Origin of the sequence: Mesorhizobium sp. M0751 (assembly GCF_040320265.1) — a bacterium.
Classification (GTDB): domain Bacteria; phylum Pseudomonadota; class Alphaproteobacteria; order Rhizobiales; family Rhizobiaceae; genus Mesorhizobium.
In genome coordinates, this window is the sequence record NZ_JAMYPH010000019.1 from 52,505 (window position 1) to 77,048 (window position 24,544).

Here is a 24,544-nt window from a genome sequence, read left to right on the forward strand (position 1 = left end):
CAGGAGCGGCCCATCATGTCACGACCAGCCCCGGCATTTGCATCCGTCGCGTCCGTCCGGTTCGACGCCGATGCCGACGCCAAGCTTTCGGCGCTCAGGCGCACCAAGTTCGCCGCCGCCGCAGCACTTGCGTTTTGCGTGCTGGTCTTTGCGGTGGCGAAATCGCTCGAGAGCCGGCATGCGTGGCTGGGCTTCGTCGCCGCTTTCGCCGAGGCGGCGACGATCGGCGGGCTGGCCGACTGGTATGCGGTGGTGGCGCTGTTTCGGCGGCCGCTTGGCCTGCCGATCCCGCATACGGCGATCATCCCGGAAAACCAGAACCGCATCGCGGACAATCTCGGCCGCTTCATCGAGGCCAATTTCCTGGCGCCGGAACCGGTGCGCGAAAAGCTCGCCGAGGTCGACTTTTCCGCGCTGGTCGCGGACTGGCTGGCCGACCCGAACCGCGCCGCCGACCTGTCGCGCTTCGTCGGCCGGCTGGTGCCGCAGACGCTGGCGGCGGTCGAGCAATCCGGACTGCGCGGCTTCATCACCAGCCGTATGCTGGAGCAGATCGAAAAGGTGCCGCTGGCGCCGCTCGCCGCCGAGCTGCTGTCGGCGCTGACCGACGATCGCCGCCACCAGAAACTGTTCGACGAGTTCACCAAGGTGGTCGGCCGCTTCCTGAGCGACGAGCAGGCGCTGGCGACGATGCGCGAGAAGATCCGCGAGGAACTGCCGTCGCTGTTCAACCTGTTTCGCGCCGACGCCTATCTGTTGAAGAAGATCGTTGCGTCGGCCGGCTCGCTGCTCGATGAAGTGCGGGCCGATCCGCACCACCCGATGCGGGCCGAATTCGATCTTTTCGTCGAAACCTTCGTCGAGCGGTTGAGGACATCCAAACAATATGCCAGGCGCGCCGAAAAGCTGAAACGCGATTTCCTTGCCCGGCCGGAGCTCAGCGCGCTGGCCGGCGATATGTGGGACAGCCTGCGGCTGTTCATCGAACAGGACGCCAAGGCGCCGAATTCGATGATCCGCGACCATCTCGCCACCATGTTCGTCGAGGTCGGCCGCGATCTTGCCGACGACGCGCAGATCAGGGCCGACATGAACCAGGGGTTCATCGTGGCGCTGGCGTCGTTCGTCGAAAGCCAGAAGAGCGGCGTGTCGAAGTTCATCGCCGACCAGGTCAAGCGCTGGGACCTCGCGCAACTGACAAGGCTGATCGAAATGAACATCGGCAAGGACCTGCAATATATCCGCTTCAACGGCATGATCATCGGTGGCCTTGCCGGGCTCGTGCTCTACACCGCCGAACGGCTGTTTCTCGTCGGCTGACTCGTCCGAATGGACCGCTGAGCTTCGCTGCACTATCTTCCGTGCAGTGGCGGCGTTCACGGCAACAGGGGGAGAGAACCATGGCAAAACGACCGGAGTCCGAGTCCTTCATCGACATGTTCGGCAAGTTCGGCCGCGACCTGAAGCTGCCGAATGTCGACGTCGAGGCGATCCTCGCTCACAACCGCAAAAACTTGGAAGCGCTGGAGAAGTCGGCCCGGGCGAGCGCCGCCGGAGCCTCGGCGCTGTTGTCAAGGCAACGCGAGATGCTGCAGGACACGCTGCGCGAAATCACCGACATGGCACAAAACTACAGGGCGCCCGGCAATCCGCAGGAAATGATGCAAAAGCAGGCGGCGTTCGCCAGGAAATCCTTCGAGACCGCGCTGAAGAATGCCGGCGAGATGGCCGAACTGGCGAGGGTATCCGGCACCGAATCGATCGAAATCCTGCGCAGCCGGATCAAGGAGGCGATGGAGGAGATCCGCGCCGGCCACGACAAGAAATAAGCTGTTCCCCGGCAGCACGCTTGCCGGCGGCGAAGACCGGCGGTTCGCGGCCGAAGAATATGGGCTGGAATCGCACTGGCGAATTGACAGGGGCGGCCCGTCGTGGTCCGGAACAGGCAAGCGATCGGGAAAGCAGGAATGACGCAGATACGGCCGAGGACGCCGCCGACCTTCGAGCAACTCAGGGCGATGGCCGGGCAGGAGTTGGGCGTCTCGGACTGGACGCTGGTCGATCAGCACCGCATCGACCAGTTTGCCGAATGCACTGGCGATCATCAATGGATCCATGTCGATCCGGAGCGGGCGAAGCGGCAAAGCCCGTTCCGCACCACGATCGCGCATGGCTACCTGACCCTGTCGATCATCGGCGCGCTGGCGCTTGAGATGGGGATCGTGCCCGAAAACACGCAGGCCGCGTTCAATTACGGTTTCGACAAAGTGCGCTTCGTGGCGCCGGTCAGGGTCGGCTCGCGAATCAGGCTGCGCACCACGCTGTTGTCGATGGAAGACAAAGGTCCGGGCCAATATCTGATGAAGGCTGCCAATACGGTCGAGATCGAAGGCGAGCAGAGGCCGGCGCTGACCGCCGAGACGCTCGTCATGCTTTACGCACGCCGCAAGCGGGCCGGCACCTGAGAGTTCAGCCTCAGTTTTGCGGCAGCGCAATCAACGAGACATCGCCTCTTCAAGCGCCCTGAAAATCCGGTCGTCTCCCGATTGGGCGACGTTGAAGCGCATGTAACGACTGGCTGACCGGGACAGGCTGAACGCATTGCCGGGCGCAAGCACGACATTGGCCGACAGGGCATGGCGGGCGACATCCGCGGCATCGATCCCCTCCGGCAGCCTGCACCATAAAAACATGCCGGCCGGCTGATCTATCCATGGCACGATGCCGATTGCCCTCAGGCGGGTGCTGGTTTCTTCCATGGCGCGCGAGAGCCGCGCGCGCAGCAGATCGACGTGCTTGCGATAGAGGCCGTCCTTCAGCAGCGTCAGCACCAGTTCGGATGCAAGCCGACCGCTGCCAAACGACGTGGCGATCTTGAGATCGGTCAATCCTTCCATCCAGTCGCGAGGAGCTGCGATGAAGCCGCAGCGCACCGATGCCGACAGCGTCTTGGAAAAGCTTCCGATATGGATGACCCGGCTGAGGCCGTCGAAGGCAGCCAGCCTGGGCGCCGGCGTGTGTTCGAAATCGGCGAAGATATCGTCCTCGATGATCGTCAGCCCCGACTGGTCGGCGAGCTTCAGCACCCGATGGGCAACGACCGGGGACAATATCGCGCCGGTCGGATTGTGGAGCGCCGAATTGGTGATGTAGAGGCGCGGCCGGTGCTCGTTCAGTGCCTGCGCGAACAGTTCGATGTCCGGACCCGAGCGCTTGTAGGGGACGCTGATCACCTTGGCCCGATGGGCGCGCAACAGGGCATGGAAGTTGAAATAGCAGGGATCGTCGACCAATACCGTGTCACCCGGTTCGAGCAGGAACCGGCACAGCAGGTCGATCGCCTGGGTTCCCGATTCCGTCAGCATGATCTGGTCCGGAGAGGCTTCGATCCCGTGCTCGGCCATGCGCCGTGCCAGCAGGTGGCGTAGCGCCGGCAAGCCGAGCGGCGTGCCGTAATCGGTCAGCGCGGCATCGTCGGCGCGGGCCACCGTCCGCAATGCCCGGCGCAATCCAGCCTCGGGCATCCATGACGCCGGCAACCAGCCGCAACCCGGTTTCAGGACGCCATCGCCGGCTTCCAGCGATTGGCGCGAGACCCAGAGTGGGTCGACAGCACGGTCAAGCCTGGGGCCGATCTCGGCCAGCGACAGCGGAGCCAACGGTCCGGCGGCATAGAAACCAGAGCCCGGCCGCGAGCGGATCATGCCTTCCGCCGCTAGACGCTCATAGGCTTCGACCACGGTGGATTTGGAAACCTGCATGGCCTTGGCGAAAGCCCGGATCGAAGGCAGCCGCATTCCCGGTGTCAGGCTGCGCGCGGCGATCCTGTGCCTGATCGTCGCCATGACGCTTTCGACAAGCGTCCGGCTGCCCTCATCTGTTGTCGTCTGCTCATCCATCCGTACTGCTCGCCCTCCCATGACGGTTTTGTCAAACTGTACCTGATTGTCTCTGGCGGAGCCATACGCCCGGCCCGATAGAGAGCGAAAACGAGCAGGGCATCGATGGACAAGACGGCGAGTAGTTGGGCGGCGAGTGGCTGGGTCAACGGGTTCATAGGCGTGCTGATCTTCAGCGGTTCGCTTCCGGCGACGCGCGTGGCGGTGATGGATTTCGATCCGGTGTTCGTAACGGTCGCCCGTGCGGCTTCGGCGGGCATCCTCGGCCTGGCGCTGCTGCTTCTCTTTCGCCAGAAGCGCCCGGAGCGGCGAGATCTGTTCCCGCTGGCGATCGTGGCGCTTGGGGTCGTGGTCGGCTTTCCCCTGCTGACGGCGCTGGCGCTCAAGCACATCAATTCGGCTCACTCCATCATTTTCGTCGGCCTGTTGCCGTTGGCGACCGCGATCTTCGGCGTGGTTCGAGGCGGTGATCGCCCGAAGCCGGCGTTCTGGCTGTTCTCATGCCTCGGCAGCGCCCTTGTCGCTGGTTTTGCAGTCACCCAAGGCCTGTCGGTCTCGCCGCTCGGCGACATCTTGATGCTGGCCGCCATCATCGTGTGCGGATTGGGCTATGCGGAAGGAGCGGCGCTGTCGCGCAAGCTCGGCGGTTGGCAGGTGATCTCGTGGGCGCTGGTGCTGTCGCTGCCGGTCATGCTGGCGCTGACGTTCATCACCATGCCGCCGTCGCTCGAAAGTGTCGGCACGGGCGCCTGGATAGGCCTGGCCTATGTTTCGCTGTTCAGCATGCTGATCGGTTTCGTGTTCTGGTATCGCGGCCTGGCGCAAGGCGGCATCGCCGCGGTCGGGCAGTTGCAACTGCTGCAGCCCTTCTTCGGCCTGGGGCTGGCGGCAGCGCTTTTGCATGAGCAGGTCAGTCCCGCCATGGTCGCCGTCACCGCCGCCGTCGTGCTTTGCGTGGTCGGTGCCAAGAGATATGCGAGGTAGGTGCGCCAGCTGCCGGAGTTGCATGCGAACCAGGTGGAATCCTTAAGGATGCTTGGCAACGATATCTGTTCGCCCGGCAGTGGTGCGGGCTGAAAATATCGCAAGGATCAGCGCCATCAGCACCAGGACCGTCGCGACCTGGAAAGTGACCTGCATGCCGCGTGCGGCTGCCGCAGATGCCGATATCTGCTGACCGGTGCCTTCGCTTCCACCAGCCGACGCGAAGGCAAACACCGCGCCCATCAAGGACGCACCGGTGATCAGGCCGAGATTGCGCGACAGATTGAGCAGGCCCGAGACGACGCCGCGCTGGTCGGATGCCACGCCGGTCATCACGGCTGAGTTGTTGGAGGTCTGAAACAGGCTGTAGCCCGTGCAGACGATGATGATTGGTACGACATAGCCGGCAATACCGAATTCCGCCCGCGACAGAGCAAAGGTACCAATAGCGAGATCGAACAGGCCGACGATCATCATCCGGTGCGCCCCGAAACGATCGACCAGACGTCCGGCCGGCAGCGCCGCCAGTGCGGTAACCAGAGGGCCGGTCGACAGAACCAGCCCGACCATGGCTGCGTCCAGCCCAAGCGCGCGCGACAGATAGAATGGCGCGACCACCAGCGTCGCCATCATCACGGTGGCGACGATCAGGTTCATAACGAGGCTTGCGTTCAACGCCTGGTCGCGGAACCTGGCAGGCTGGATCAAAGGGTTCTCGGCCCTTGTCTGCGCAATGATGAACAGGAGGCCAGCCACCGCGGTGGCAATCAGCAAGCCGACATTGAGAGAGCCAAAACTGCCGCGCCCAAGGGTCATGGCGAGCGCATAGGCGGCCAGCGTCAGAGCGAGCAAGGCCGTGCCGATCCAGTCGAAACCGCGCCGATCCGATTCCGCTATCTTTTTTCTGGCCGGCAGGACGCGCCAGGCGAGCGCGAAGGCCAGCGCCCCCAACGGCAGATTAATGAGGAAGATCGCGCGCCAGCCGAGGCCGGCGATCAGCAGTCCGCCAAGTGAGGGGCCAAGCGTGGTGCCGATCGCCGACATGGCGCCGAGCAGGCCCATGGCGCTGCCGGTTTTTTCCCGGGGAACCGTGTCGGCGACAAAGGCCAGCGTCAGAGCCATCATGACGGCCGCGCCAAGCCCCTGTGCCGCCCGTGCGGCGATCAGCAGCCAGAGCGTCGGCGCGAGCCCGCAAAGCACGGATGCGAAGGTGAACAGGGCAATGCCGCCGAGCAATAGCGGGCGGCGGCCGAATATATCGGCGAGCCGCCCGGCGCTGACGATCAAGGTGGTGATGGCGAGCAGATAGGCCAGGACGACCCATTGCACGAGTTGGAACGATGCGCCAAACGCCTGCATCAGCGATGGCAGGCCGACGCTGGCGATGCTGGTGGCGAGCGACGACAGCAGCGTTGAAAGCGACAGGCTTGCCAATGCCCATCGAGCCGAGCGGACGCTCACCGGGGCAACTTCGTCCCAGGTCTTTTCAGCGGTCGATGTCACGGTGAACTCCTTTGCCGGCCAGCCCCAAATCGGAGTTGCCGCAAGCTATTCCCCTGCATGATGTGGCGGAAGGCGCAGTATTTGCATCTTATTCGTGCATGAAACGCCACATCACGGCCGAGCTGTGCTATGGTCGTTCCATGTCGTCGCCCGATCTCAATCTGCTTGTTGCCCTCGATGTGCTGCTGACCGAGGGCAGTGTGGCGCGCGCGGCCGGGCGGCTGCGCCTCAGTCCCTCGGCGATGAGCCGGACGCTGGCGCGGTTGCGGGAAGCGACAGGCGACCCATTGCTGGTTCGGGCCGGCCGTGGCCTGGTTGCGACGCCGCGCGCACTCGAATTGCAGCGACAGGTAGGCCGCGTCGTGCAGGATGCGGAAGCGCTCCTGCGCCCGGCCAGGCTCCTCGACCTCGCTGCTCTCGACAGGGTCTTCACGCTGCGCGCCAACGAAAGTTTCGTCGAGGAGTTCGCACCGCGTCTTGTCGCCCGCATCGAAGCGGACGCGCCCGGTGTGCGGCTGCGTTTTGCGCCGAAATCCGACAAGAACGACACGTCGCTGCGCGACGCGGCGGTTGATCTCGAAATCGGGGTTGCCAGTGAAACGAGCCCTGAAATGCGCATTCAGGCGCTGTTTCGCGACCGCTTCATCGGTGCGGTGCGAACGGGACATAGACTGAGCGAGGGCCTTGTGACGCCGGAACGCTATGCGGCCGGCCGCCACATCAGCGTTTCGCGGCGTGGCCGCGAAAAAGGGCCGATCGACGAGGCCTTGAAATTGCTCGGTCTCCAGCGGACGATCGTGTGCATGGTTTCCAGCTTCTCGGCCACGCTCGCCATGGCGCGCGCCTCCGATCTGATCGCCAGCGTCCCCGAACGGCACACGCTGGGCGCGCGCACGGGCATGTACAGCTTTCCGTTGCCGGTCGCTATCGAGGAGGTCACCATTTCGATGCTGTGGCATCCGCGGCTTGATGCCGATCCAGCACAGCGCTGGCTGCGAGCCTGCGTGCGGGAGGTCTGCGCGTCGTTTCGCTGATCCAGACTCGGGGCGTGATCTAGAATCTGGTCACCACGCCGATGCCGATGCCTTCGAAGCCGCCCATCGCCATCAAAGCGGCCGGCGCTTCCTCGAGGCTGATCGTCTTGCCGACCAGGAGTTCGGGTTTGAGCTTGCCGGTGCGGATCATCTCCATCATCGCCTGGTAACGAAACGCCTGCATGCCGTGGCTGCCGCGGATCTCGAGCTCGAAGGCGATCACCTTGTCCATCGGAATCTGCGGCCTGGCATGGTCGCCGAGCATCAGGCCGACCTGCACGTGGCGGCCGCGCCGGCGCAGGTTCGCGATCGAGTTGAACGAGGTACTGGGGTGGCCAAGCGCGTCCATCGACATATGCGCGCCGCCATTGGTGATCTGCTTGACCGCCTTGACCACGTTCGGCGTCTTTGCCGCATTGATCGTCGCCACCGCGCCGATCTTTTTGGCGAAGTCCAGCTTCTCGTCGGTGAGGTCGATGGCGATGACATTGGCGCCCATGGCGCTGGCGATCATGATCGCCGACAGGCCGACGCCGCCGCAGCCATGCACGGCCACCCATTCGCCGGGCGTCACCCGGCCCTGATCAACGATGGCGCGGAACGAGGTGACGAAGCGGCAGCCGAGGCTGGCGGCGGTGGCGAATTCCATCTCGTCGGGCAAGCGCACGAGATTGGTGTCGGCATGGTCGATGGCGACATATTCGGCGAACGATCCCCAAGCAGTGAAGCCGGGCTGGAACTGGTGCTCGCAGACCTGGTGGTTGCCCGAGGTGCATTCGAAGCAGCGGCCGCAGCCGACGGCAAACGGCACGGTGACGCGCTCGCCGCCCTTCCAGCGGGTCACTTGGCTGCCGGCCGCCACCACGACGCCGGCCAGTTCGTGACCCGGCACATGCGGCAGGCGGATACCATCGTCATGGCCCATCCAGCCATGCCAGTCGCTGCGGCAGAGGCCAGTCGCCTCGACCTTGATGACGACGCCTTCCGGTGCCGGCTCCGGATCGGGAACGGTCTGGATCGTCGGCGTTTCGCCAAATTTTTCGAAGACGACGGCTTTCATCAGCAGTTCCTCATCACTTCACGCAATTTGCGGCTATTCGGCATCGATCTGGTTCTCCGGCGCGGCCTTCCGGAACGCCGGCAGCGCCATGCAGGCGGCATTGATGCGCGAGATCGTCGGGTAGGGCGTCATGTCGACGCCGAAGCGGGCATTGCTGGTGACCTGTGCGATCAGGCAGATGTCGGCCAGCCCCGGCGTGTCGCCATGGCAGAATGTCTTGGTCTCGGGCGAGGAAGCCAGAATCTTTTCAAGCGGCTGGAAGCCTTCGTTGACCCAGTGCCGGAACCAGTTGACGACATCCTGGTCGCCGGCGCCGAACAGTGTGCGAAGCGAGGTTAGCACGCGCAGATTGTTCACCGGATGGATGTCGCAGGCGATCATCTGCGCCAGCATTCTGACGCGGGCGCGGCCAGGCGCATCCTTGGGCAGCAGCGGCGGCTCGGGCGTGGTCTCGTCGAGATATTCGATGATCGCCAGCGATTGCGTCAGCAGCGTGCCATCGCTGAGGACCAGCGCCGGCACCAGCCCTTGCGGATTGACCGCGAGGTAGGCGGGATCCAGATGCTCGCCGTGGCGCAAATGATGCGGCACGTAGTCGTAGGCCAAGCCCTTCATCTCCAGCGCGATCCGCACCCGGTAAGAGGTCGAGGAACGGTAGTAGTTGTGAAGGACGATATCGCTCATTGTGTCACGGGCTCGGTTGGCCGATGGTCAGTTCGATTTCGCCGATGCCGTCGACGCCACCGGTGATCTTTTCGCCCGGCCCAACGGCGCCGACGCCGGCCGGCGTTCCGGTGAAGATCAGGTCGCCGGGCCTAAGTTCTACCGCCTCGCTGCAAATCGAGACGATGTCGGGAACCGGCCAGATCAGTTCGGCGAGGTCGCCGTCCTGCCTGATCTCGCCGTTGACGGCGAGCCAGATGCGGCCGTTTTCGGGACGACCGGATTTTTGCGCCGGAACCAGCGGGCCGCAGGGCGCGGAACGGTCGAAGGCTTTCGACCAGTCCCACGGCCTTGCCGCCTTTTTCGCCTCGTCCTGAAGGTCGCGGCGGGTCAGGTCGACGCCGACGCCGTAGCCCCAGACATGGTCCAGCGCGCGCTCGCGCGGGATGCGAAAGCCGGCTCTGCCGATCGCGACGACCAGCTCGATTTCGTGATGCAGGTTTTGGGTCAGCGGCGGGTAGGGGATCGTGGCGCCCGAACCGACTGCCGCGTCGACCACTGCGTCGCCCGGTTTGGTGAAGAAGAAGGGCGGGTCGCGCTCGTCATTGCCGAGCTCGCGGGCATGGGCGGCGTAGTTGCGGCCGACGCAGAAAATCCGGCGCACCGCAAAACGCTCCGGCGAGCCGGCCACGGCCACCGACGGGGTTGCGGGCAGGGGGAGGACGAAGCCGGTCATGCACTGTCTCTGTTCAGTGGATCTGTCCGCGGCACATTCGGCCGATTTGGACAAACGGGCAAGGCATTGGATGGCGGAAGAGCAGGCCTGCCGCACGGCGCCGCGGAAATCGTGAGTACATTCTGCGTTAGCCAGCCAGGATGGCAATGTACTATTTGGCAATCAGCTGGCCATGGCGCGCAGCGCCTGCCGCCAACGCCTGAGACTACCGACCGTTGGTTTTGGGAAGGGGCTCGACGACGCTTCTGTCCATCCCCGTACTTCGGACGTGTCGTTATCTCGCACTTGCACAAAGTTCTGGTGCACTGCAATATAGCTGGAGGAATGCGGCCTCCAGCCCGCCTTTCGCAGGTTCAATGAAGGGACCGGCATGACGGATATTTCCGCGACGCGTCTTGTCGTGTCCAGGCCTGTCGCCGACAGCTCGGCAAGAACCAGGCTTGCCTATCTCGACGGCTGGCGCGGCCTATCGATCGCGCTGGTGCTGATCGGCCATTTCTTCCCCGTTCCCGGCATCAATCTCGGCGTCCTGGGCGTCGAATTCTTCTTCGTGCTCAGCGGCCGGCTGATGGCCGAGATCCTGTTTGTCGAACACTATCCGCTGAAGAAGTTCTTCAAGCGCCGGTTCTCCCGCATCTATCCGGCACTGCTGGTTTTTGTCGTTGCCGCGATGGTTGCCCTGTCCGGCACGTTCATCGCCTTCAAGTGGAAGGCGGCGCTGACGGCGTTGACGTTCACCTACAACTATGCCGGAATTCTCGTCACCCGCGCCGGCGCGCTCGACCATATCTGGTCGCTCTGCGTCGAAGAGCATGCCTATATCATCCTGGCGCTGATCAGCGTCGTCGTCTCGGGGCGGTCCCGGGTCATCGTGTTGCTGGGCGCATTGTCGGTGCTGGCCATGGCAAACGGCGCCATCTCCTACTGGGCGCTCGCAATAGGCTACGAGGGCACCTATTGGCGCACCGACGTGCACATCGCCTCGATCCTGCTGTCGGCGGTGATATGCCTGCTCAAGGCCGACGACAGGCTGCCGGCGCTGCTCAAGGGGCCGCATGTCGCCCTGGCGGCCTCGGTCGTGGCTGTGCTCCTTTTCATGGCTGCCGTGCCAACCCCCATCCACTATCTGGTCGCGGTGCCGCTGCTGGCGTTCGCCGTCAACTCGCTCGACTTCAGCAGCCGGTACCTGACCGGGTTTCTATCCTCCCGGCCGATTACGATGCTGGGGCTGTGGTCGTATTCGCTCTATCTTTGGCAGCAGCCCTTTTATCAATTCGTCGACATAAAAGGCAGTTCGCCGTGGCTGATGCTGGCGGCGGTGTTCGCTTGCGCGCTGTGCAGCTACTACATCATCGAAAAGCCGGCCCGCTCCTGGCTGAACCGCAATTGGTAGGGCGAACAGCGCCCGCAGTTTAGCCGGCGATCCGCCTTGCATAATACCGTACCGCCTTCTTGCCGCCGTGGATTACCGCGTCGCCCACTTCCACAAAGCCGAGTGCGGCATGGAAGGCGTCTGAAGCCGGATTGGGTGGCTCGGCATTGACCTCGCAGGTGACGATCGCCTGGCCCGCGCGTGACGCCTGGTCGAACAAATCCTCGTAGAGCCGGCGGGCATGGCCGCGCCCGCGCGCTGCGGCGGCGACCACGACGCGATCGACATAGACGAACCGCGCGTAGCGCTCGCGAAGCCACAGGAAGTTCGGGCTGTCGTAGCTCGCGTCCTGGTCGAAGGTCATGATGAAGGCTTCGAGCGCACCGATGCGGCGCGTGTAAAACGCTTCGCCGAGCAGGAAGGACAGGCGCTCTGGTTCGAGCCACGACAATTCGGCGGCATGCTCGTTGTTGAGCGCAAGGATTGAGGCCTCATCCTGCGGCGAGACCTGCTCGATCGGCAAATGCGTTTCGATCATGTTTTTGTTCGACGTTCCAGGATCATGTCCGGGCAGCGGCGATGGTCGCCGCCACCATCGCCTCGTCGGTCACGGTGTTGCGGTATTCGCGGTCGAGGTCGGTGCCGCCCATGCCGACTTTCGGATTGCGGTAACGCATGGCGCTCGGCACGTCCTTGAGCGCGGCGAAATGCATTTCGCTCAACCCGGTTTTCCTCCGCACCTTGCCGATGTTCTCGGGATCAAGCCCGCCGCAGCCGAGGATGATGATGCGGTCGCCGGCCTGCCTGACAAGATCGGCGAGCAGGTCCGCGCCTTCCAGTGCCGTGTCGCGCTGGCCGCTGGTCAGCACGCGGCCGACCTTGCAGCGGATCAGCGTCTCCAGCGCCTCTGTCGGGTCGCGGGTCATGTCGAAGGCGCGGTGGCAGGCGACGTTCAAGCTTCCCGCAGCCTTAACCAATTCGCTCATGCGCTGTTCGTCGATCGTGCCGTCGGCAGCGAGGCAGCCGATAACGACACCGGCGACGCCGAGCTCGGCAAGTGCGCCGACATCGGCGAGCATCGAACGATATTCGGCTTCGCTATAGAGAAAATCGCCGCCGCGCGGTCGCACAATCACGTGGAACGGGATCGTCGCCAGCTCGAGTGCCGTGCGCACCGTGCCGAAGCTCGGTGTGATGCCGCCTTCGATCAGGCTGGCACAGAGCTCGACACGGTCGGCACCGGCGGCTTGCGCGGCCAGCAGGCCGTCTATGCCTTCGACGCAGATCTCGATCAGCGGCAGGCGAGGGCGTTCGGTCTCGGTCATGGGCGATCCGTCGATGATTTCAGCTGGCCAGCGGTAGCATCGGGCATGGTGCGATGAAAGCCGGAACTGTTGGCTCAACACGCGACAGGGCCGCCGGCGGCCCTCCGATTTTGCCGCTTGACACATCCATAACCATTCAGCTATATGACGACTCATAACTGGCGAGTTATTGATTGATTAACAGCGCCGCCGACCGACAGCTGAAATGTGCGGCCTGCAAAAACACGCCTAAGGAGACCATCATGCAAGCTCGATTGAAAAACCCGGTGATGCTCATTCCCGGTGCCCTGCAGGCGCTGCTGGCGCTGGACAAGTCGACGGAAACGGCTGACCTGTCTTATGTGACGCGCAAGCTCGTCCATTTGCGCGCCAGCCAGATCAACGGATGCAGCCTCTGCGTCGATATGCATGCGCGCGAATTGAAGAAGGCCGGCGAAAAGGACGAGCGCGTCTTCACCGTGTCCGCCTGGCGGGAAACACCTTACTTCACGGATGCCGAGCGCGCCGCGCTGGCGCTGACCGAGGCGGCAACCCGGTTGGCCGACCGCCCGGATCCGGTGCCGGACGCGGTCTGGGACGAGGCAGCCCGGCACTACGATGAAAAGGCGCTTGCCGCCCTGGTCGTCCAGATTGCCCTGATCAACGCATTCAACCGGGTCAACGCAACCACCAGGCAGATGGTCGGTGCCTGGGGCTGAACGGGGCTGGGTTCTCGAAAGCCACATCAGATCCGCAGCTTGTGCGAATTCGCGCGCACGAAGTCGATGAAGGTCCGCAGCTTCGGCGGTACCAGGCGGCGGCTGGGATAGTAGAGATGAAGCGGTTCGTAAGCTGGACAGAAAGGCTCCAGCACCTTGACCAGCGCGCCTGACGCGAGAAGCGGCGCGGCGAGGCCCTCGACCACGAAGGCGAGGCCAAGCCCCTGCGCGGCGGCGGTGATGCACAGTGGAAGCGTGTTCACGACCAGACATGCGTCCGGCGTGAATGCGACTTCGCGTCCATCCACGGTGAACTCCCAGGGCGAAATCGTGCGGGTCCGGGTGAGGGCGAATGCGATGCAGCGATGTGCGGCGAGGTCGGCCGGCCGCTTCGGTGTGCCGTTGCGCGCCAGATAGTCGGGGCTGCCCACCACGACCATCTGCAGTGGCCCGCCCAGGCGCACGGCAATCATATCTTTCTCGAGAAGCTCGCCGATGCGCAGGCCGGCGTCGAAGCCCTCGGCGGTGATGTCGACGAAGCTGTCGTCGAAGATCAGGCTAAGCCGCACTTCCGGATAAGCATCCATGAACGGCCGCATCAGCGGTTCGATCAGCAGCGGCGCGGCGATCCAGGGAAGGCTGAGGCGCAGCGTGCCGGCGGGACGGTCGCGAGCCTCGCGCAGTGCCGCACCAGCCGCCCGGATATCCTCGGCTGCCGGGCGCACATGATCGAGGTATTGGGCGCCAGCTTCTGTCAGGCCAACGCTGCGGGTCGTCCGGTTGAGCAGCCGCACCCCCAGACGCTCCTCGAGCCCCTTGACCGCCTCGCTCAACGAGGCCGGAGCGACGCCGAGCTCGGCCGCGGCGCGGGTGAAGCTTTTGGCCTCCGCAACTCTGACGAAGGCGACGATGCCGCTGAACTGGTCCAGGCGCATTGTAAGGTTTTTCCAAATAGCCCTGTCGAACTCTACTGGTTTTTCCGGTGAACAAAAGGCGTCATGTTGGGTCCGACGAACGGATCTCGCTATTGCGAGGACCCGAACGGGGCAAGGAGACAGGACCGATGACCAGGCTCGCTTTACTCGCCACCGGCGCTCTTCTGGCGGTGTCTGCCGCCCCGGCGGACGCCGGGCCGCTGGAGGACAGCAATATCCAGCTCATCAAGGACTATTACGCAGCCTACGCGACCGGCAATCCCGAGGCCGTGCGGTCCTTCCTCGCGCCCGACATCGTGTGGCGCATTCCCGGCCATCATCCGCTCGCCGGCGACAAGCGCGGGCCGGACCAGGTGGTCGCCTTTTTCCGCGGCCTGGCCGAGGGCAAATTCAAGGCCGAGCCGATCTTCTTCCAGGCGCAAGGCGACCTCGTCGTCGATGTCCATCGCGGCTGGTCGAATGTCGGCTCAGGTCCCGAGATTGACCAGTTCTACGCGCTGATGTTCCGCATCAAGGACGGCAAGATCGCCGAGGCACAGAATTTTTTGACCGACATGTACCAGTCGGACGCCTTCTACTGGGCGCATTACCCGCTGAAGCCACTGCCCGGCCGACTGGCTGGCGAGCGCTGAGACGGCGGTCTTTCTCGCAACGCGCCGCGCCTCTCACTCCAAGCCAAAGGAGACTTGCGATGCTTAAAACCCTGACCTTTGCCGTAGCAACCACCGCCGCGCTCGCCGCCACCAATGCCGTCGCCGCGCCGCGCGTCGAGCGCGTCACATTCGCCTCGAACGGTGAGCAACTCGTCGGCGAGCTCTATCTACCAGAAGATACAGACGCGGCGAAACCTCGACCCGCGCTGGTTGTCACGGGCGCCTGGATGACGGTGAAGGAACAGATGCCGGCCCGCTACGCCCGCGAGATGGCCGATCGTGGCTTCGTCGCCTTGACCTTCGACTTTCGTGGGTGGGGCGAAAGCGGCGGCATACGTCGCCAGTACGAGGACCCGAACGCCAAGACCGCCGACATCGAAGCAGCCGTCGCCTATCTCGCGAGCCGGCCCGAAGCCGATCAGGACCGCATCGGCGGGCTCGGCATTTGCGCCAGCTCCGGCTACATGGTCATCGCCGCGGCCGAAAACGCCGCGATCAAATCGGTCGCCCTCGTTGCGCCCTGGTTGCAGGATGCCGAAGTGGTCGAGCAGACCTATGGCGGCAAGGACGGCGTCGCCAGGCTTGAGGCCGCGAGCGATGCGGCCGAGGCCGCGTATCGCCGCACCGGCAGACAGGCGTTCCTGCCGGCCGCGAGCCTGACCGATGAGCGCGCGGTCATGTTCAAGGTGCCTTACTACACCGAACCCGAGCGCGGCATGATCCTGGCTTGGCGCAACGAGGCCGATCCGGCTTTCTGGCGCGGCTGGCTCAGGTTCGACGCCATCCAGGCCGCCCCGCGCCTGCACCAGCCCTTTCTGATGGTGCATAGCGAGGCGGCAGCCATTCCGCAGGGTGCGCACAAGTTTTACGCGCGGCTGACCAGTTCCAAACAGGAGTTGTGGCTCGACAAGGTCACCCAGTTCGATTTCTACGATCGTGCCGCGCCGGTGAAGGCCGCAAGCGACGCCGTCGCCGCGCACTTCCGCGCGACGCTGGGCAGTGCGGGGGAGGCGGGACAATGAGCTTCGTCACCCCCCGGCATGTCCTGGTTGCGGCGGTGTCCGCTGCGACGGTTTCCGCCGTCTCGGCGCCCACGTCGAGCGCATCGGGAGATGCGCTGACGGTCGAAGACAGGATCGCGATCGCCGAGGCAGTGGCCGGGATCGGCCTCTATGCCGATCTGCGTGAATGGAACCGGGTCAAATCCTATTTCGCGGTTCGCGTCACGACCGACTATACCAGCCTCTTCGGCGGCGAGGTCGCGACCAGCGGCCGTGACGCGCTGATCGCCCAATGGCAAGGACTGCTGCCAGGCTTCGACGCCACCCAGCACCTCATCACCAACATCATTGTTGAAGGTCGGGACAACGACGCGGTTGCGCGCAGTCATGTCCGCGCAACCCACTGGATCGGCGGGCGGTTCTGGACGGTCGGCGGCAGCTATCTCCACCGGCTGGTGCGGACGCCGGAAGGCTGGCGCGTCGATGCTATCTCCATCCGCCGCTTGTACGAGGAAGGAGACCGCGCCGTGCTGGCCGCCGCTGCCGACCGGGTAAAGGCGGGAATTGCGGAGTGAGCAGCCAGGTTCCCTGGATCAATTGCGGCTCTCAAGGTTCCTTAATCAACGCGGCGGCAGCTTGGGCCACAGGTCCGTTCGGGCGCATTTGGTCTTTGTTGTATCGTTCTTGCGAAGCTTCGTATTCGCGCGTGATCAAACGTTGTCGCTGCTTCATAAAATCCTTCAGACGGAAGCACTTCGGATCATCCGTGAATGATAACCCTTTCGCTGTTTCTGTATTGAGAGCAGTATCCATCTCCTTGAAGAGACGGTTGTGATTTTCGATGCGCTTCATCATGCCGGAAAGAAAGGTATTCCATCGTTTTTTCAAGGCCGGAGAAACTTGGCCGACGAGTCGTGGGTAAATCATAGTAATGTAAACATTGTAGTCAGACCGCACCGTGTAGCAGGCCGATCCAGACACGCCGTAACTTATTTTAGAGACCACCTTGGAGGTCGTTTGAAATGTGTTTGTGGTGACCAAATTTCTCCACGGACCATGTAAATTCATTTGTTTTAGTAATTCTGCACCGGTGCTTCCCGATATATTGTAAGGGACTTCCTTACGAATGACCTTGACCCCGGCCTCGGCGACCCAGGAATTGCCTAGCAGTCCAAAAAAAACGAGAAATATCAAGAGCTTTTTCGGCATCGCTTTGTGTCCAGAATCCCGAGGGCGCGCCGCCAGTTGGCGGATGAAAGCTACTGGCGCAACACGGTGTTCTTAGTGCCTTCTTCGACCTGGTCGATGACCAGCAGCTTGACCGGATCGGCGCCGACATTGGTCGCCTGATGCCATTGTCCGATCATCTCGATGATGAAATCACCTGTTTGATAGGTGTTGCTCTTGCCGGTCTCGACATTGGTGACCCGAAGCGTGCCGGCCTCGACATAGGCATAGCGCGGAAACGGATGCTTGTGGACCGGCAAGGTTGCGCCCGGCGCGATCTGATAGGCCGAGACCAGGACCTGTACGTTCTTCTGGGGCAGCGTAATCGGCTGGCCGGACGCGGTCTCGGTGCGAGAGGCAAGCGGGGTCACGACAACCGGCGTCCCACCGGCATCGAGCGCCTGAGCGTTGTTTGCAAACAGTGCAGCCGCGAGCAGCAGCGTCGGTGCCAAGATTTTTCGCATGATTCCCCCCGGAGCTGCGTCAGCATTGCGCAGCAAGCTTTGACGCGCAAGCTTGTCTGTTGGGGAGCGCCTTATCCCGCTCTTCTGAACATGCCCGGCGTCATGCCATGCATGGCCCGGAACGTACGGGAAAGATGGCTCTGGTCGGCGAAACCTGCCGCGATAGCGGCGTCGGCGAAGCCAAATCCCCGTTCGATCAGTGCGCTCGCCCGGCGCAATCGCCGGTCGCGGATATAAGCCGCCGGCGTCAGGCCGATTGCCTTGTTGAAGTCGCGGATGACCTGGAACCGGGTCACGCCAGCCACGCCGGCAAGCCGCTTGAGGTCGAGCTGCGAGCCAAGCTCGCTTTCGACAAGATCGCGGTAGAGCGAAAATCTTCGCTGTGATCTGGAGCTTTCGAGCTCCTCGGGGCGCCCGTTCCAATCGCCATGCCGAACGATCAGCCGTCGCAGTGCCACGAGCAGGGACGTCTCGGCCGTCATTGTATCCGGGGATGTCGAGCCCTGGTGCGCTGCCTTCAATGCTGCGGCGAGACTGCTGTCTTCGATCGTCGCGCGCGAAAATACCGGTGCGCCGTCGCGGCCGAGTTCGCGGGCAAGCGCGGTCATCATCGGCACCGAGGGATAAAACGTCCGGTAGGCCCAGCCTTCGTCCGCTCCGCGTTCGCCGTCATGCCACTCCTCGGGATTGACGACGGCAATGGTGCCGGCCGGAGCGAGAACGCTTTGGCGGCCGATGCGAATCCGCTCGCAGCCGGAGGTGATCAGGGCGATCACATAGGTCGGGTGCGTGTGCAGGTCGTAGCGGTGCTGGGTGAAGCGCGCCTCGAACAGGCCAAGGTCGGGGAAGCATGGATGGCGCCAGTATTTCCCGGTCTCTGCCGCTTCGTTTGTCTTTGCCATGGTCAATCCGGTTCAAGACGCTTCTCGTCCGGCCTTCTATGGCTGGCAAACCACGCCGCTTTTTGTCGGCGTGAAAGGAGGCATCATGCTGCATAATGACCCCATCGCCGCGCTGACACCAGAGGTCATAGGCTGGCGGCACCATATCCATGCCAATCCGGAGCTCGGATTCAATGAATACGAAACGGCGCGTTTCGTTGCAGAGAAACTGCGCTCCTTCGGCCTCGACGAGGTGCATGAAGGGATCGGCGGCACCGGCGTCGTCGGTGTCCTGCGCCGCGGTGGCGGCGCGCGCGCCATCGGCCTTCGCGCCGAGCTGGATGCGCTTCCGGTGCTGGAGAAAACCGGCCTGCCCTATGCTTCGAGGCAAGAAGGAGTAATGCATGCCTGCGGCCATGACGGCCACGCCGCGATGCTGCTCGGCGCTGCCAAACTGCTCAGCGAGTCGCGCACCTTCGACGGCACCGTCACCTTCATCTTCCAGCCGGCCGAGGAGAACGAGGGCGGCAGCATGCGCATGATCGGGGACGGCCTGTTCAAGCGCTTTCCGGTCGAAGCGGTCTATGCGGTCCACAACTGGCCGGGCGTCAGGCTGGGGACGATCGCCGCCCGCGTCGGGCCGCAAATGGCGGCGGTGGATAATTTCGAACTGACCTTCGAGGGTCTTGGCGCGCATGCCGCCATGCCGCAGCTCGGCGACGATCCGATCCTGGCCGCCGGCGCCTTCGTGCAAGCCGTCCAGCGCATCGTCAGCCGCTCGGTCGACCCGCAAAGCGCGCTTGTCGTCAGCCTCACGCAGATCCATGGCGGCAATGTCGGCAACATCGTGCCGGGCAAGGTCTGGCTGCAAGGCACCTGCCGCTTCTTCGAGCCCCGGCTTTCCGACCACTGCGAGGGGCTGATCGGGGAGATCGCACAAGGCATTGCCGCCGCGCATTCGCTCAACGCAAGCCTCGACTACCGGAAGGGCTACCCGCCACTGATGAACACGGCGGACGCGACGGCCCGCGCCGTCGAGGCGGCGGCCTCCGTCGTCGGCCGGGAGAATGTCCTGACCGAGTTCAGCCCCAGTCTCGGCTGCGAGGATTTCGCTTTCATGATCCGCGACGCCGGCGGCTGCTATGCGTGGATCGGTGCCGGCGAGGTCGGCCCGGGCGAAGGCCTGCACGGCGACCGCTACGTCTTCAACGACGAGATCGTGCCGACGGTGATGCGCTATTACGTCAACCTCGTCGAGCAGACGCTTCCGCGGGCCGGTTCTTCTACAGCAGTTTTTCCGGCGTGATCGGCAACTCCCGGATCCGCTTGCCTGTGGCGTCGAAGACGGCGTTGGCAACCGCAGCGGCAACGCCGGTGGCGCCGAGCTCGCCGATGCCTTTGCCGCCGATCGGGCTGGCATGCTCGTCCACCTCGTCGACGAAGTGGATTATGATATTGCCGGGAATATCGGCATTGACCGGAATGGCGACCCCGGAAAGGTTCTTCGACAGGAACCGCCCAAGCACCGGTTCGTGCCTGCTCTGCTCCATAGCCGCCATGCCCCAGCCCCAGATGATGCCGCCCGTCATCTGGCTGCGTGCGGTGCGGGGATTGACGATGCGGCCGACGCTGTAGCTGCCGACGGCGCGACTAAGCCTGAGCAGGCCGAGCCCCGGATCGACGCCGACCTCCACGAAAATCGCGCCGAAAGTGCGCATGGCGAGGCCTTTGCCATGCTGTGCCGGATCGAACGAGCCGGAGCCGATGATCTCGCCGATGTCGGTATGACTCATCACGTCGGCGATGGTCTGGCCGCCGGCAGCGCCTTTGCGGCGAATATGGCCGTCCTGCATCTCGACCTCGTCGGGCAGCAGATTGGCAAGACGGGCAAGCTGCGAACGCGCATCTTCGGCAGCAGCGAGCACCGCCGAGCCCACTCCCATGGTCGACGATGAGCCATAGGTCGGTCCCGCCTCCGGCAGCTGTGTATCGCCCATTTCCAACTCGATCTTCTCCATCGGCAGGCCCAGCACGTCGGCGGCGATCTGCGGAAAGATGGTGAGTGTTCCGGTCCCTATGTCCTGGGTGCCGGTGCGGATGAGCACCGTGCCGTCCCTGTGCAGCCTGACCTCGGCCGCAGGCGTCGTGTGGCGGAAACAGCCCATGCTACAGGTCGCCATGCCGTAGCCGATCAGCCAATCGCCGTCGCGTTGTGGCTTGCGCGGGCGCTCGCGCCAGCCGAACAGGCGGGCGCCTTCCTCATAGGCCTCGCGCAGCTTCTTCGATGACCAGGGCTGGCCGGTGGCCGGATCCGTGTCCGCATGGTTGATCAGACGCAGGTCGAGCGGATCGATGCCGAGGCGGTGGGCGAGCTCGTCCATCGCGCTTTCGAGGGCCCAGGTGCCGGGACCCTCCACCGGCGCGCGCAGCGCCGTCGGCATGGCGACGTTTGCGCGCTCGACGCGCTGGCTGAGACGCATGGCCGGCGTGGCGTAGAGACCCTTCGAGGCTTCGGTGGCGAACTCGACGAAATCGTCGCTCACGGTGGTCAGGTTGACCACGTCCTGTTGCACGGCGGTCAGCTTGCCCGACCTGTCCGCCGCCAGCACGATCTTCTGTGCCATGCGCGGCTGGTAGCCGAGACAGGAATAGGCGTTGGCGCGGCTGAGCGCCAGCCGGACCGGGCGCTGCATGATGCGCGCCGCGGCGGCGGCCAGCACCTGATGCGGCCAGATCCACCCCTTGCCGCCGAAGCCGCCGCCGGTATGGCGGGCAATCACGCGGACCTTCTCGGCCGGGACATTCATGCGAGCGGCAAGCACCTGGCGGACACCATAGACGTGCTGCGTGGCATCGTGCAGCGTCAGCTCTCCGTCGTTCCACTCAGCGAGCGTCGCCGAGGGCTCCATGGCGTTGTGGTGGCGCGACGGCTGCAGGTAGACGGCTTCGACCGTGGCGGCCGCGTTGCTAAGCCCGCGGTCGACGTCGCCCTTCGTAAACGTCGGCTCCAGGAACCGGAAGCCGCTCTCCCTCGGCTCGACCGCAGCCTTGTCGATGGCGGTCCACTTCGGCGGTGCCGGCAATTCCGGCTCGGCGAACTCGTAGCGCAAGGCGACGCGGCGGGCGCCGGCTTCCGCCGCCTCCAGCGTCTCGCCCAGCACAATGGCAAGCGGCTGGCCCTCGTGACGGATCTCGTTGCCCTGCATGGGCATGAAGCTCTGCGCCGCCGGCGGGCCTTCGGCCTGCTGCATCTGCGTATCGGGCTCGGCCCTCGGCGATGCGAACCGGCCGAATTTGGGCATGTCCTCATGCGTGAGCACACGCACGACGCCTTCCTCGGCGAGCGCATCGTCGACAATGATCGATGTCACGCGGCCGGCGGGAACGGGCGCGGTCACCAGCACTGCATGGAGCAGATCGGGGGCAAAATAGTCGGCCGCGTAGCGGGCGCGGCCGGTCACCTTGACGCCGCCGTCAGGGCGGGCAACAGGCTGGCTGATCATCATGACGGCATCCTCGCTGCTTTTTCGATCGCCCGCAAAGCGGCGGTCTTGGCCAGTTCGATCTTGTAGGCGTTCTGCGACAAGGGACGCGCTTCGGCGAAGGATTGCTCGATGGCGGTGCTCAACGCCTCGCGATCGCCGAGTTCGGCACCGGCGAGCTGCTCCTCGGCGGCGCTCAGCCGCCACGGCCGCAGCGCGACGGACCCCAGCGCCAGGGCCGCCCGACGGATGGTTTGGCCGTCCATCTCCAGCACAGCGGCGGCAGAGACGATGGCGTATTCGTAGGATTCGCGCTCGCGCACCTTGAGGTAGGCCGATCGCGGCGCCGGTGCCGGCAGCTCGATTGCCGTGATCAGTTCGCCTTGCTGCAATACATTATCCGCCTCGGGCCGCGTGTCGGGAAGCAGGTGGAATTCGGCTGCCGGAATGCGCCGGCCGCCGCTGCGGTGCGCGGTGACGATGACCGCATCAAGTGCTGCCAGCGCCACCGCCGGGTCCGATGGCTGGGTGGCGACGCAATCCTCGGTCCAGCCGAATATCGCGTGATTGTCGTTGATGCCATGCAATGCCGAGCAACCGGAGCCGAGCCGACGCTTGTTGCACGGCAACTGCTCTTCGGCACGGAAATAGGCACAGCGCGTCTTCTGCAGCAGATTGCCGCCTATCGTTGCGAGGTTTCTCAGTTGCGGCGACGCCGCGTTGAGGATCGCCTGGCTCAACACCGGATAGTCGCGCATGACCAGCGCATGCTGCGCGACATCGTTGAGATGCGTCAGCGCGCCGATCGTCAAGCCGCCGCCGGGCAGTGCCTCGATCCGGTCCAGTCCATCGAGGCGGGAGATATCGATGATCCGCGTCGGCCCGGCAATTCCAAGGCGCAGCCAATTGAGCAATTCGGTGCCGCCGGCGAGAAAGGCGCTGTCCGGCGCGGCACCTGCCGCGATCGTGTCGCCCAGACTGTCGGCGCGCGCATAGACGAATGGGGTCATTGGTTCGCCCTCCCGGCCGCTGCGCGCACCGCCTCGACGATCTGCGGATAGGCCGAGCAGCGGCACAGATTGCCGCTCATCCATTCGCGGATCTCGGCATCGGAGCCGGCATGTCCCTCCTCGATCAGCGCCGCCGCTGACATCACCTGGCCGGGCGTGCAGAATCCGCACTGGAAACCATCATGATCGATGAACGCCTGCTGCACGGGATGAAGTGCATCGCCGTCTGCCAGGCCTTCGATCGTGGTGACCTCGCGTCCCTCGGCGGACACGGCAAGTATCATGCAGGCATTCACACGCCGTCCGTCGAGATGCACTGTGCAGGCGCCGCACTCGCCGAAATTGCATCCCTTTTTCGTTCCGGTCAGATGAAGCCGCTCGCGCAACAGGTCGAGCAGCGTGACGCGGGGATCGAGATCGGAAAGGCTGTGGTCCTCTCCGTTCACCCGCAACCGCAATAGGTGCCGATCGTGGAAGTCCATGGGGTTACCTCGAAGCACATGCCGTACTCGCCGCAGGGACTCGTCCAGCAAGCAGCCGCCCACCTGTCGAGGCGAAATAGGGCGATCGATTTTAGGGAAAAGGCGCTGTTGTGCGCAGAAAGCAAAAAACGCGCGTTTAAGATTAGCGGTGGAAAGGCTTGCACGACCAATGACCGCTCGATCCCCCAACCCTGGAGTAAGGCCTCACCTGGGTTAACCAGCTTCCTGGGCGTCATTTGCCGATATAGGCGGCCAGCTCGTCAGGCGTTCCCATCGGAAAGGCCTCCTTAAGATGGTCGATGAATGCGGAGACGCGGGCGCTCAGCAGCCGCCGAGAGGGATAGAGTGTCCACAGGGCGATGTCGGGTCGATCGAGATCGCCCCAATGTACCAGCGTTCCGTCCGCCAGATCATGGCTCACCAGCGACACCGGCAGGCGTGCCGCGCCGACGCCCGCTCGCACCGCATCCCGGACCATGATGAGTGACGACAGCACAAGGACCGGCTCGATCGCGATTGTTGAGCGGCCAGCGGGAGTCTTCACCGCCCAAGCCTTTCGATCGGCTGTCGAACGCATGACGGCCGGGGTCGCCAGACCCTCCACCGGCCGGGCGAGGTGAGGACTTGCCACGACCACCAGTCGATCACGCAGAAAGGCTCGCCCGACGAGGCTCTCATCCGGATCCGGATTGACCCGGATCACCAGATCAAATCCCTCTTCGATCATGTCGACGGCGCGGTCTTCGGTCGTGACCTCGAGCCTTACCTCCGGGTATTTCAGGGCGAAGCCGGCAGCGATCTTCCCCATCGCGGTCTGTGAGAACAGCACTGGGGCACTGATCCGCAACCTGCCTCGCGGCCTTTCGCCGCCCGAGGCGATCGCCGCCGCCGTTTCTTCGAGCTCGGAAAGCAACCGGCCGGCGCGCTCGAAAAGCGCACGTCCTTCTTCCGTCAGCTTCAAGGCGCGCGCGCCACGCTCGAACAGCCGTAGATCCAGGCTCGCCTCCAGCTCCGCCACGCGTCGGGACAAGGTGGCCTTCGGGCGCCCGGCAGCGCGCGCGGCCTTACCGAAGCCCCCATGGCGGGCGACCAGATTGAAATCAGCAAGGGCAAGTAGATCCATGTGTTCCACCTG

General features: G+C 64.1%; 26 protein-coding genes. 11 read left to right on the forward strand and 15 right to left on the reverse strand.

The window, feature by feature from the left end; all coding sequences use genetic code 11:
- The first annotated feature begins 15 nt into the window (after nt 1-15).
- From NKI19_RS25100 to NKI19_RS25110, 3 genes are all read left to right on the forward strand, one after another.
- Nucleotides 16-1,320 (forward strand): DUF445 domain-containing protein, encoded by a 1,305-nt coding sequence (locus NKI19_RS25100; protein ID WP_352490652.1) that lies wholly within the window; start codon nt 16-18, stop codon nt 1,318-1,320.
- An 80-nt stretch (nt 1,321-1,400) separates the two neighbouring features.
- Nucleotides 1,401-1,829, forward strand: a complete 429-nt coding sequence (locus NKI19_RS25105) for a phasin family protein (RefSeq protein WP_352490651.1) — start codon at nt 1,401-1,403, stop codon at nt 1,827-1,829.
- A 138-nt stretch (nt 1,830-1,967) separates the two neighbouring features.
- Nucleotides 1,968-2,465 (forward strand): MaoC family dehydratase, encoded by a 498-nt coding sequence (locus NKI19_RS25110; RefSeq protein ID WP_292664992.1) that lies wholly within the window; start codon nt 1,968-1,970, stop codon nt 2,463-2,465.
- A 30-nt stretch (nt 2,466-2,495) separates the two neighbouring features.
- Here the strand turns inward: NKI19_RS25110 and NKI19_RS25115 are convergent, their stop codons facing one another.
- Nucleotides 2,496-3,899: an aminotransferase-like domain-containing protein gene (locus NKI19_RS25115; RefSeq protein ID WP_352490650.1), complete on the reverse strand. Its 1,404-nt coding sequence runs from the start codon at nt 3,897-3,899 to the stop codon at nt 2,496-2,498.
- A 105-nt stretch (nt 3,900-4,004) separates the two neighbouring features.
- Here NKI19_RS25115 and NKI19_RS25120 point away from each other — a divergent pair, with 105 nt between their 5' ends.
- Nucleotides 4,005-4,883 carry a DMT family transporter gene (locus NKI19_RS25120; RefSeq protein ID WP_352490649.1) on the forward strand — a complete coding sequence of 293 codons (879 nt, stop codon included), beginning with the start codon at nt 4,005-4,007 and terminating at the stop codon, nt 4,881-4,883.
- Between the two features lie 42 nt (nt 4,884-4,925).
- Here NKI19_RS25120 and NKI19_RS25125 read toward each other — a convergent pair whose 3' ends face one another.
- Nucleotides 4,926-6,386, reverse strand: a complete 1,461-nt coding sequence (locus NKI19_RS25125; RefSeq protein WP_352490648.1) for an MFS transporter — start codon at nt 6,384-6,386, stop codon at nt 4,926-4,928.
- Between the two features lie 140 nt (nt 6,387-6,526).
- Between NKI19_RS25125 and NKI19_RS25130 the strand changes: the two genes are divergently transcribed.
- A complete protein-coding gene (locus NKI19_RS25130) occupies nt 6,527-7,420 on the forward strand; it encodes a LysR family transcriptional regulator (RefSeq protein WP_352490757.1) in 894 nt (297 codons plus the stop codon).
- A gap of 19 nt (nt 7,421-7,439) precedes the next feature.
- On the opposite strand, the gene NKI19_RS25135 is transcribed toward NKI19_RS25130, so the two are convergent.
- Genes NKI19_RS25135 through NKI19_RS25145 form a run of 3 tightly spaced genes read right to left on the reverse strand, consistent with a single transcriptional unit; the run spans nt 7,440 to nt 9,879 of the window.
- Nucleotides 7,440-8,480 (reverse strand): zinc-dependent alcohol dehydrogenase family protein, encoded by a 1,041-nt coding sequence (locus tag NKI19_RS25135; RefSeq protein WP_352490647.1) that lies wholly within the window; start codon nt 8,478-8,480, stop codon nt 7,440-7,442.
- Between the two features lie 33 nt (nt 8,481-8,513).
- Complete coding sequence (gene maiA, locus NKI19_RS25140; protein ID WP_352490646.1) at nt 8,514-9,164, reverse strand: maleylacetoacetate isomerase; 651 nt, start codon at nt 9,162-9,164, stop codon at nt 8,514-8,516.
- Between the two features lie 4 nt (nt 9,165-9,168).
- Nucleotides 9,169-9,879, reverse strand: a complete 711-nt coding sequence (locus tag NKI19_RS25145) for a fumarylacetoacetate hydrolase family protein (RefSeq protein WP_352490645.1) — start codon at nt 9,877-9,879, stop codon at nt 9,169-9,171.
- Nucleotides 9,880-10,249: 370 nt separating this feature from the next.
- Between NKI19_RS25145 and NKI19_RS25150 the strand changes: the two genes are divergently transcribed.
- Nucleotides 10,250-11,272, forward strand: coding sequence for an acyltransferase family protein (locus NKI19_RS25150; RefSeq protein ID WP_352490644.1), 1,023 nt, complete (start codon nt 10,250-10,252; stop codon nt 11,270-11,272).
- Between the two features lie 19 nt (nt 11,273-11,291).
- Here NKI19_RS25150 and NKI19_RS25155 read toward each other — a convergent pair whose 3' ends face one another.
- Nucleotides 11,292-11,789 (reverse strand): GNAT family N-acetyltransferase, encoded by a 498-nt coding sequence (locus NKI19_RS25155; protein WP_352490643.1) that lies wholly within the window; start codon nt 11,787-11,789, stop codon nt 11,292-11,294.
- A gap of 22 nt (nt 11,790-11,811) precedes the next feature.
- The gene (locus NKI19_RS25160) at nt 11,812-12,576 is read right to left on the reverse strand and encodes a copper homeostasis protein CutC (protein WP_352490642.1); all 765 of its coding nucleotides are present in this window, start codon (nt 12,574-12,576) and stop codon (nt 11,812-11,814) included.
- Between the two features lie 242 nt (nt 12,577-12,818).
- Here NKI19_RS25160 and NKI19_RS25165 point away from each other — a divergent pair, with 242 nt between their 5' ends.
- Complete coding sequence (locus tag NKI19_RS25165; RefSeq protein WP_352490641.1) at nt 12,819-13,274, forward strand: carboxymuconolactone decarboxylase family protein; 456 nt, start codon at nt 12,819-12,821, stop codon at nt 13,272-13,274.
- A gap of 26 nt (nt 13,275-13,300) precedes the next feature.
- On the opposite strand, the gene NKI19_RS25170 is transcribed toward NKI19_RS25165, so the two are convergent.
- Complete coding sequence (locus NKI19_RS25170; RefSeq protein WP_352565435.1) at nt 13,301-14,209, reverse strand: LysR family transcriptional regulator; 909 nt, start codon at nt 14,207-14,209, stop codon at nt 13,301-13,303.
- A gap of 128 nt (nt 14,210-14,337) precedes the next feature.
- Between NKI19_RS25170 and NKI19_RS25175 the strand changes: the two genes are divergently transcribed.
- The 3 genes from NKI19_RS25175 to NKI19_RS25185 are packed head-to-tail and all read left to right on the forward strand — an operon-like array spanning nt 14,338 to nt 16,438.
- Entirely contained in the window at nt 14,338-14,841 is a 504-nt protein-coding gene (locus tag NKI19_RS25175) for a nuclear transport factor 2 family protein (RefSeq protein ID WP_352565433.1), read from the forward strand.
- 59 nt (nt 14,842-14,900) lie between these two features.
- Complete coding sequence (locus tag NKI19_RS25180; protein ID WP_352565431.1) at nt 14,901-15,884, forward strand: alpha/beta hydrolase; 984 nt, start codon at nt 14,901-14,903, stop codon at nt 15,882-15,884.
- Nucleotides 15,881-16,438 (forward strand): nuclear transport factor 2 family protein, encoded by a 558-nt coding sequence (locus NKI19_RS25185; protein WP_352565429.1) that lies wholly within the window; start codon nt 15,881-15,883, stop codon nt 16,436-16,438. Before NKI19_RS25180 ends, NKI19_RS25185 begins: the two co-directional genes overlap by 4 nt.
- A 31-nt stretch (nt 16,439-16,469) precedes the next feature.
- Here NKI19_RS25185 and NKI19_RS25190 read toward each other — a convergent pair whose 3' ends face one another.
- The 3 genes from NKI19_RS25190 to NKI19_RS25200 all read right to left on the reverse strand — a co-directional run bounded on the left by NKI19_RS25190 (nt 16,470) and on the right by NKI19_RS25200 (nt 18,456).
- Nucleotides 16,470-17,072 (reverse strand): DUF922 domain-containing protein, encoded by a 603-nt coding sequence (locus NKI19_RS25190; RefSeq protein ID WP_352490636.1) that lies wholly within the window; start codon nt 17,070-17,072, stop codon nt 16,470-16,472.
- Between the two features lie 50 nt (nt 17,073-17,122).
- Nucleotides 17,123-17,554 (reverse strand): cupin domain-containing protein, encoded by a 432-nt coding sequence (locus NKI19_RS25195; RefSeq protein WP_352490635.1) that lies wholly within the window; start codon nt 17,552-17,554, stop codon nt 17,123-17,125.
- Nucleotides 17,555-17,625: 71 nt separating this feature from the next.
- Nucleotides 17,626-18,456 (reverse strand): AraC family transcriptional regulator, encoded by an 831-nt coding sequence (locus tag NKI19_RS25200; RefSeq protein ID WP_352490634.1) that lies wholly within the window; start codon nt 18,454-18,456, stop codon nt 17,626-17,628.
- Between the two features lie 85 nt (nt 18,457-18,541).
- On the opposite strand from NKI19_RS25200, the gene NKI19_RS25205 reads away from it, so the two are divergent.
- Nucleotides 18,542-19,741, forward strand: a complete 1,200-nt coding sequence (locus NKI19_RS25205; RefSeq protein WP_352490633.1) for an amidohydrolase — start codon at nt 18,542-18,544, stop codon at nt 19,739-19,741.
- Here NKI19_RS25205 and NKI19_RS25210 read toward each other — a convergent pair.
- The 4 genes from NKI19_RS25210 to NKI19_RS25225 form a co-directional block, all read right to left on the reverse strand.
- Nucleotides 19,719-21,941, reverse strand: a complete 2,223-nt coding sequence (locus NKI19_RS25210) for a xanthine dehydrogenase family protein molybdopterin-binding subunit (protein WP_352490632.1) — start codon at nt 21,939-21,941, stop codon at nt 19,719-19,721. The genes NKI19_RS25205 and NKI19_RS25210 overlap by 23 nt on opposite strands.
- The gene (locus tag NKI19_RS25215; protein ID WP_352490631.1) at nt 21,938-22,927 is read right to left on the reverse strand and encodes an FAD binding domain-containing protein; all 990 of its coding nucleotides are present in this window, start codon (nt 22,925-22,927) and stop codon (nt 21,938-21,940) included. The genes NKI19_RS25210 and NKI19_RS25215 overlap by 4 nt, the downstream gene beginning before the upstream one ends.
- Nucleotides 22,924-23,409 (reverse strand): (2Fe-2S)-binding protein, encoded by a 486-nt coding sequence (locus tag NKI19_RS25220; RefSeq protein WP_352490630.1) that lies wholly within the window; start codon nt 23,407-23,409, stop codon nt 22,924-22,926. The genes NKI19_RS25215 and NKI19_RS25220 overlap by 4 nt, the downstream gene beginning before the upstream one ends.
- Before the next feature lie 232 nt (nt 23,410-23,641).
- On the reverse strand, nt 23,642-24,532 hold the full coding sequence (locus NKI19_RS25225; protein ID WP_352490629.1) for a LysR family transcriptional regulator: 891 nt from the start codon (nt 24,530-24,532) through the stop codon (nt 23,642-23,644).
- Nucleotides 24,533-24,544: the final 12 nt, after the last annotated feature.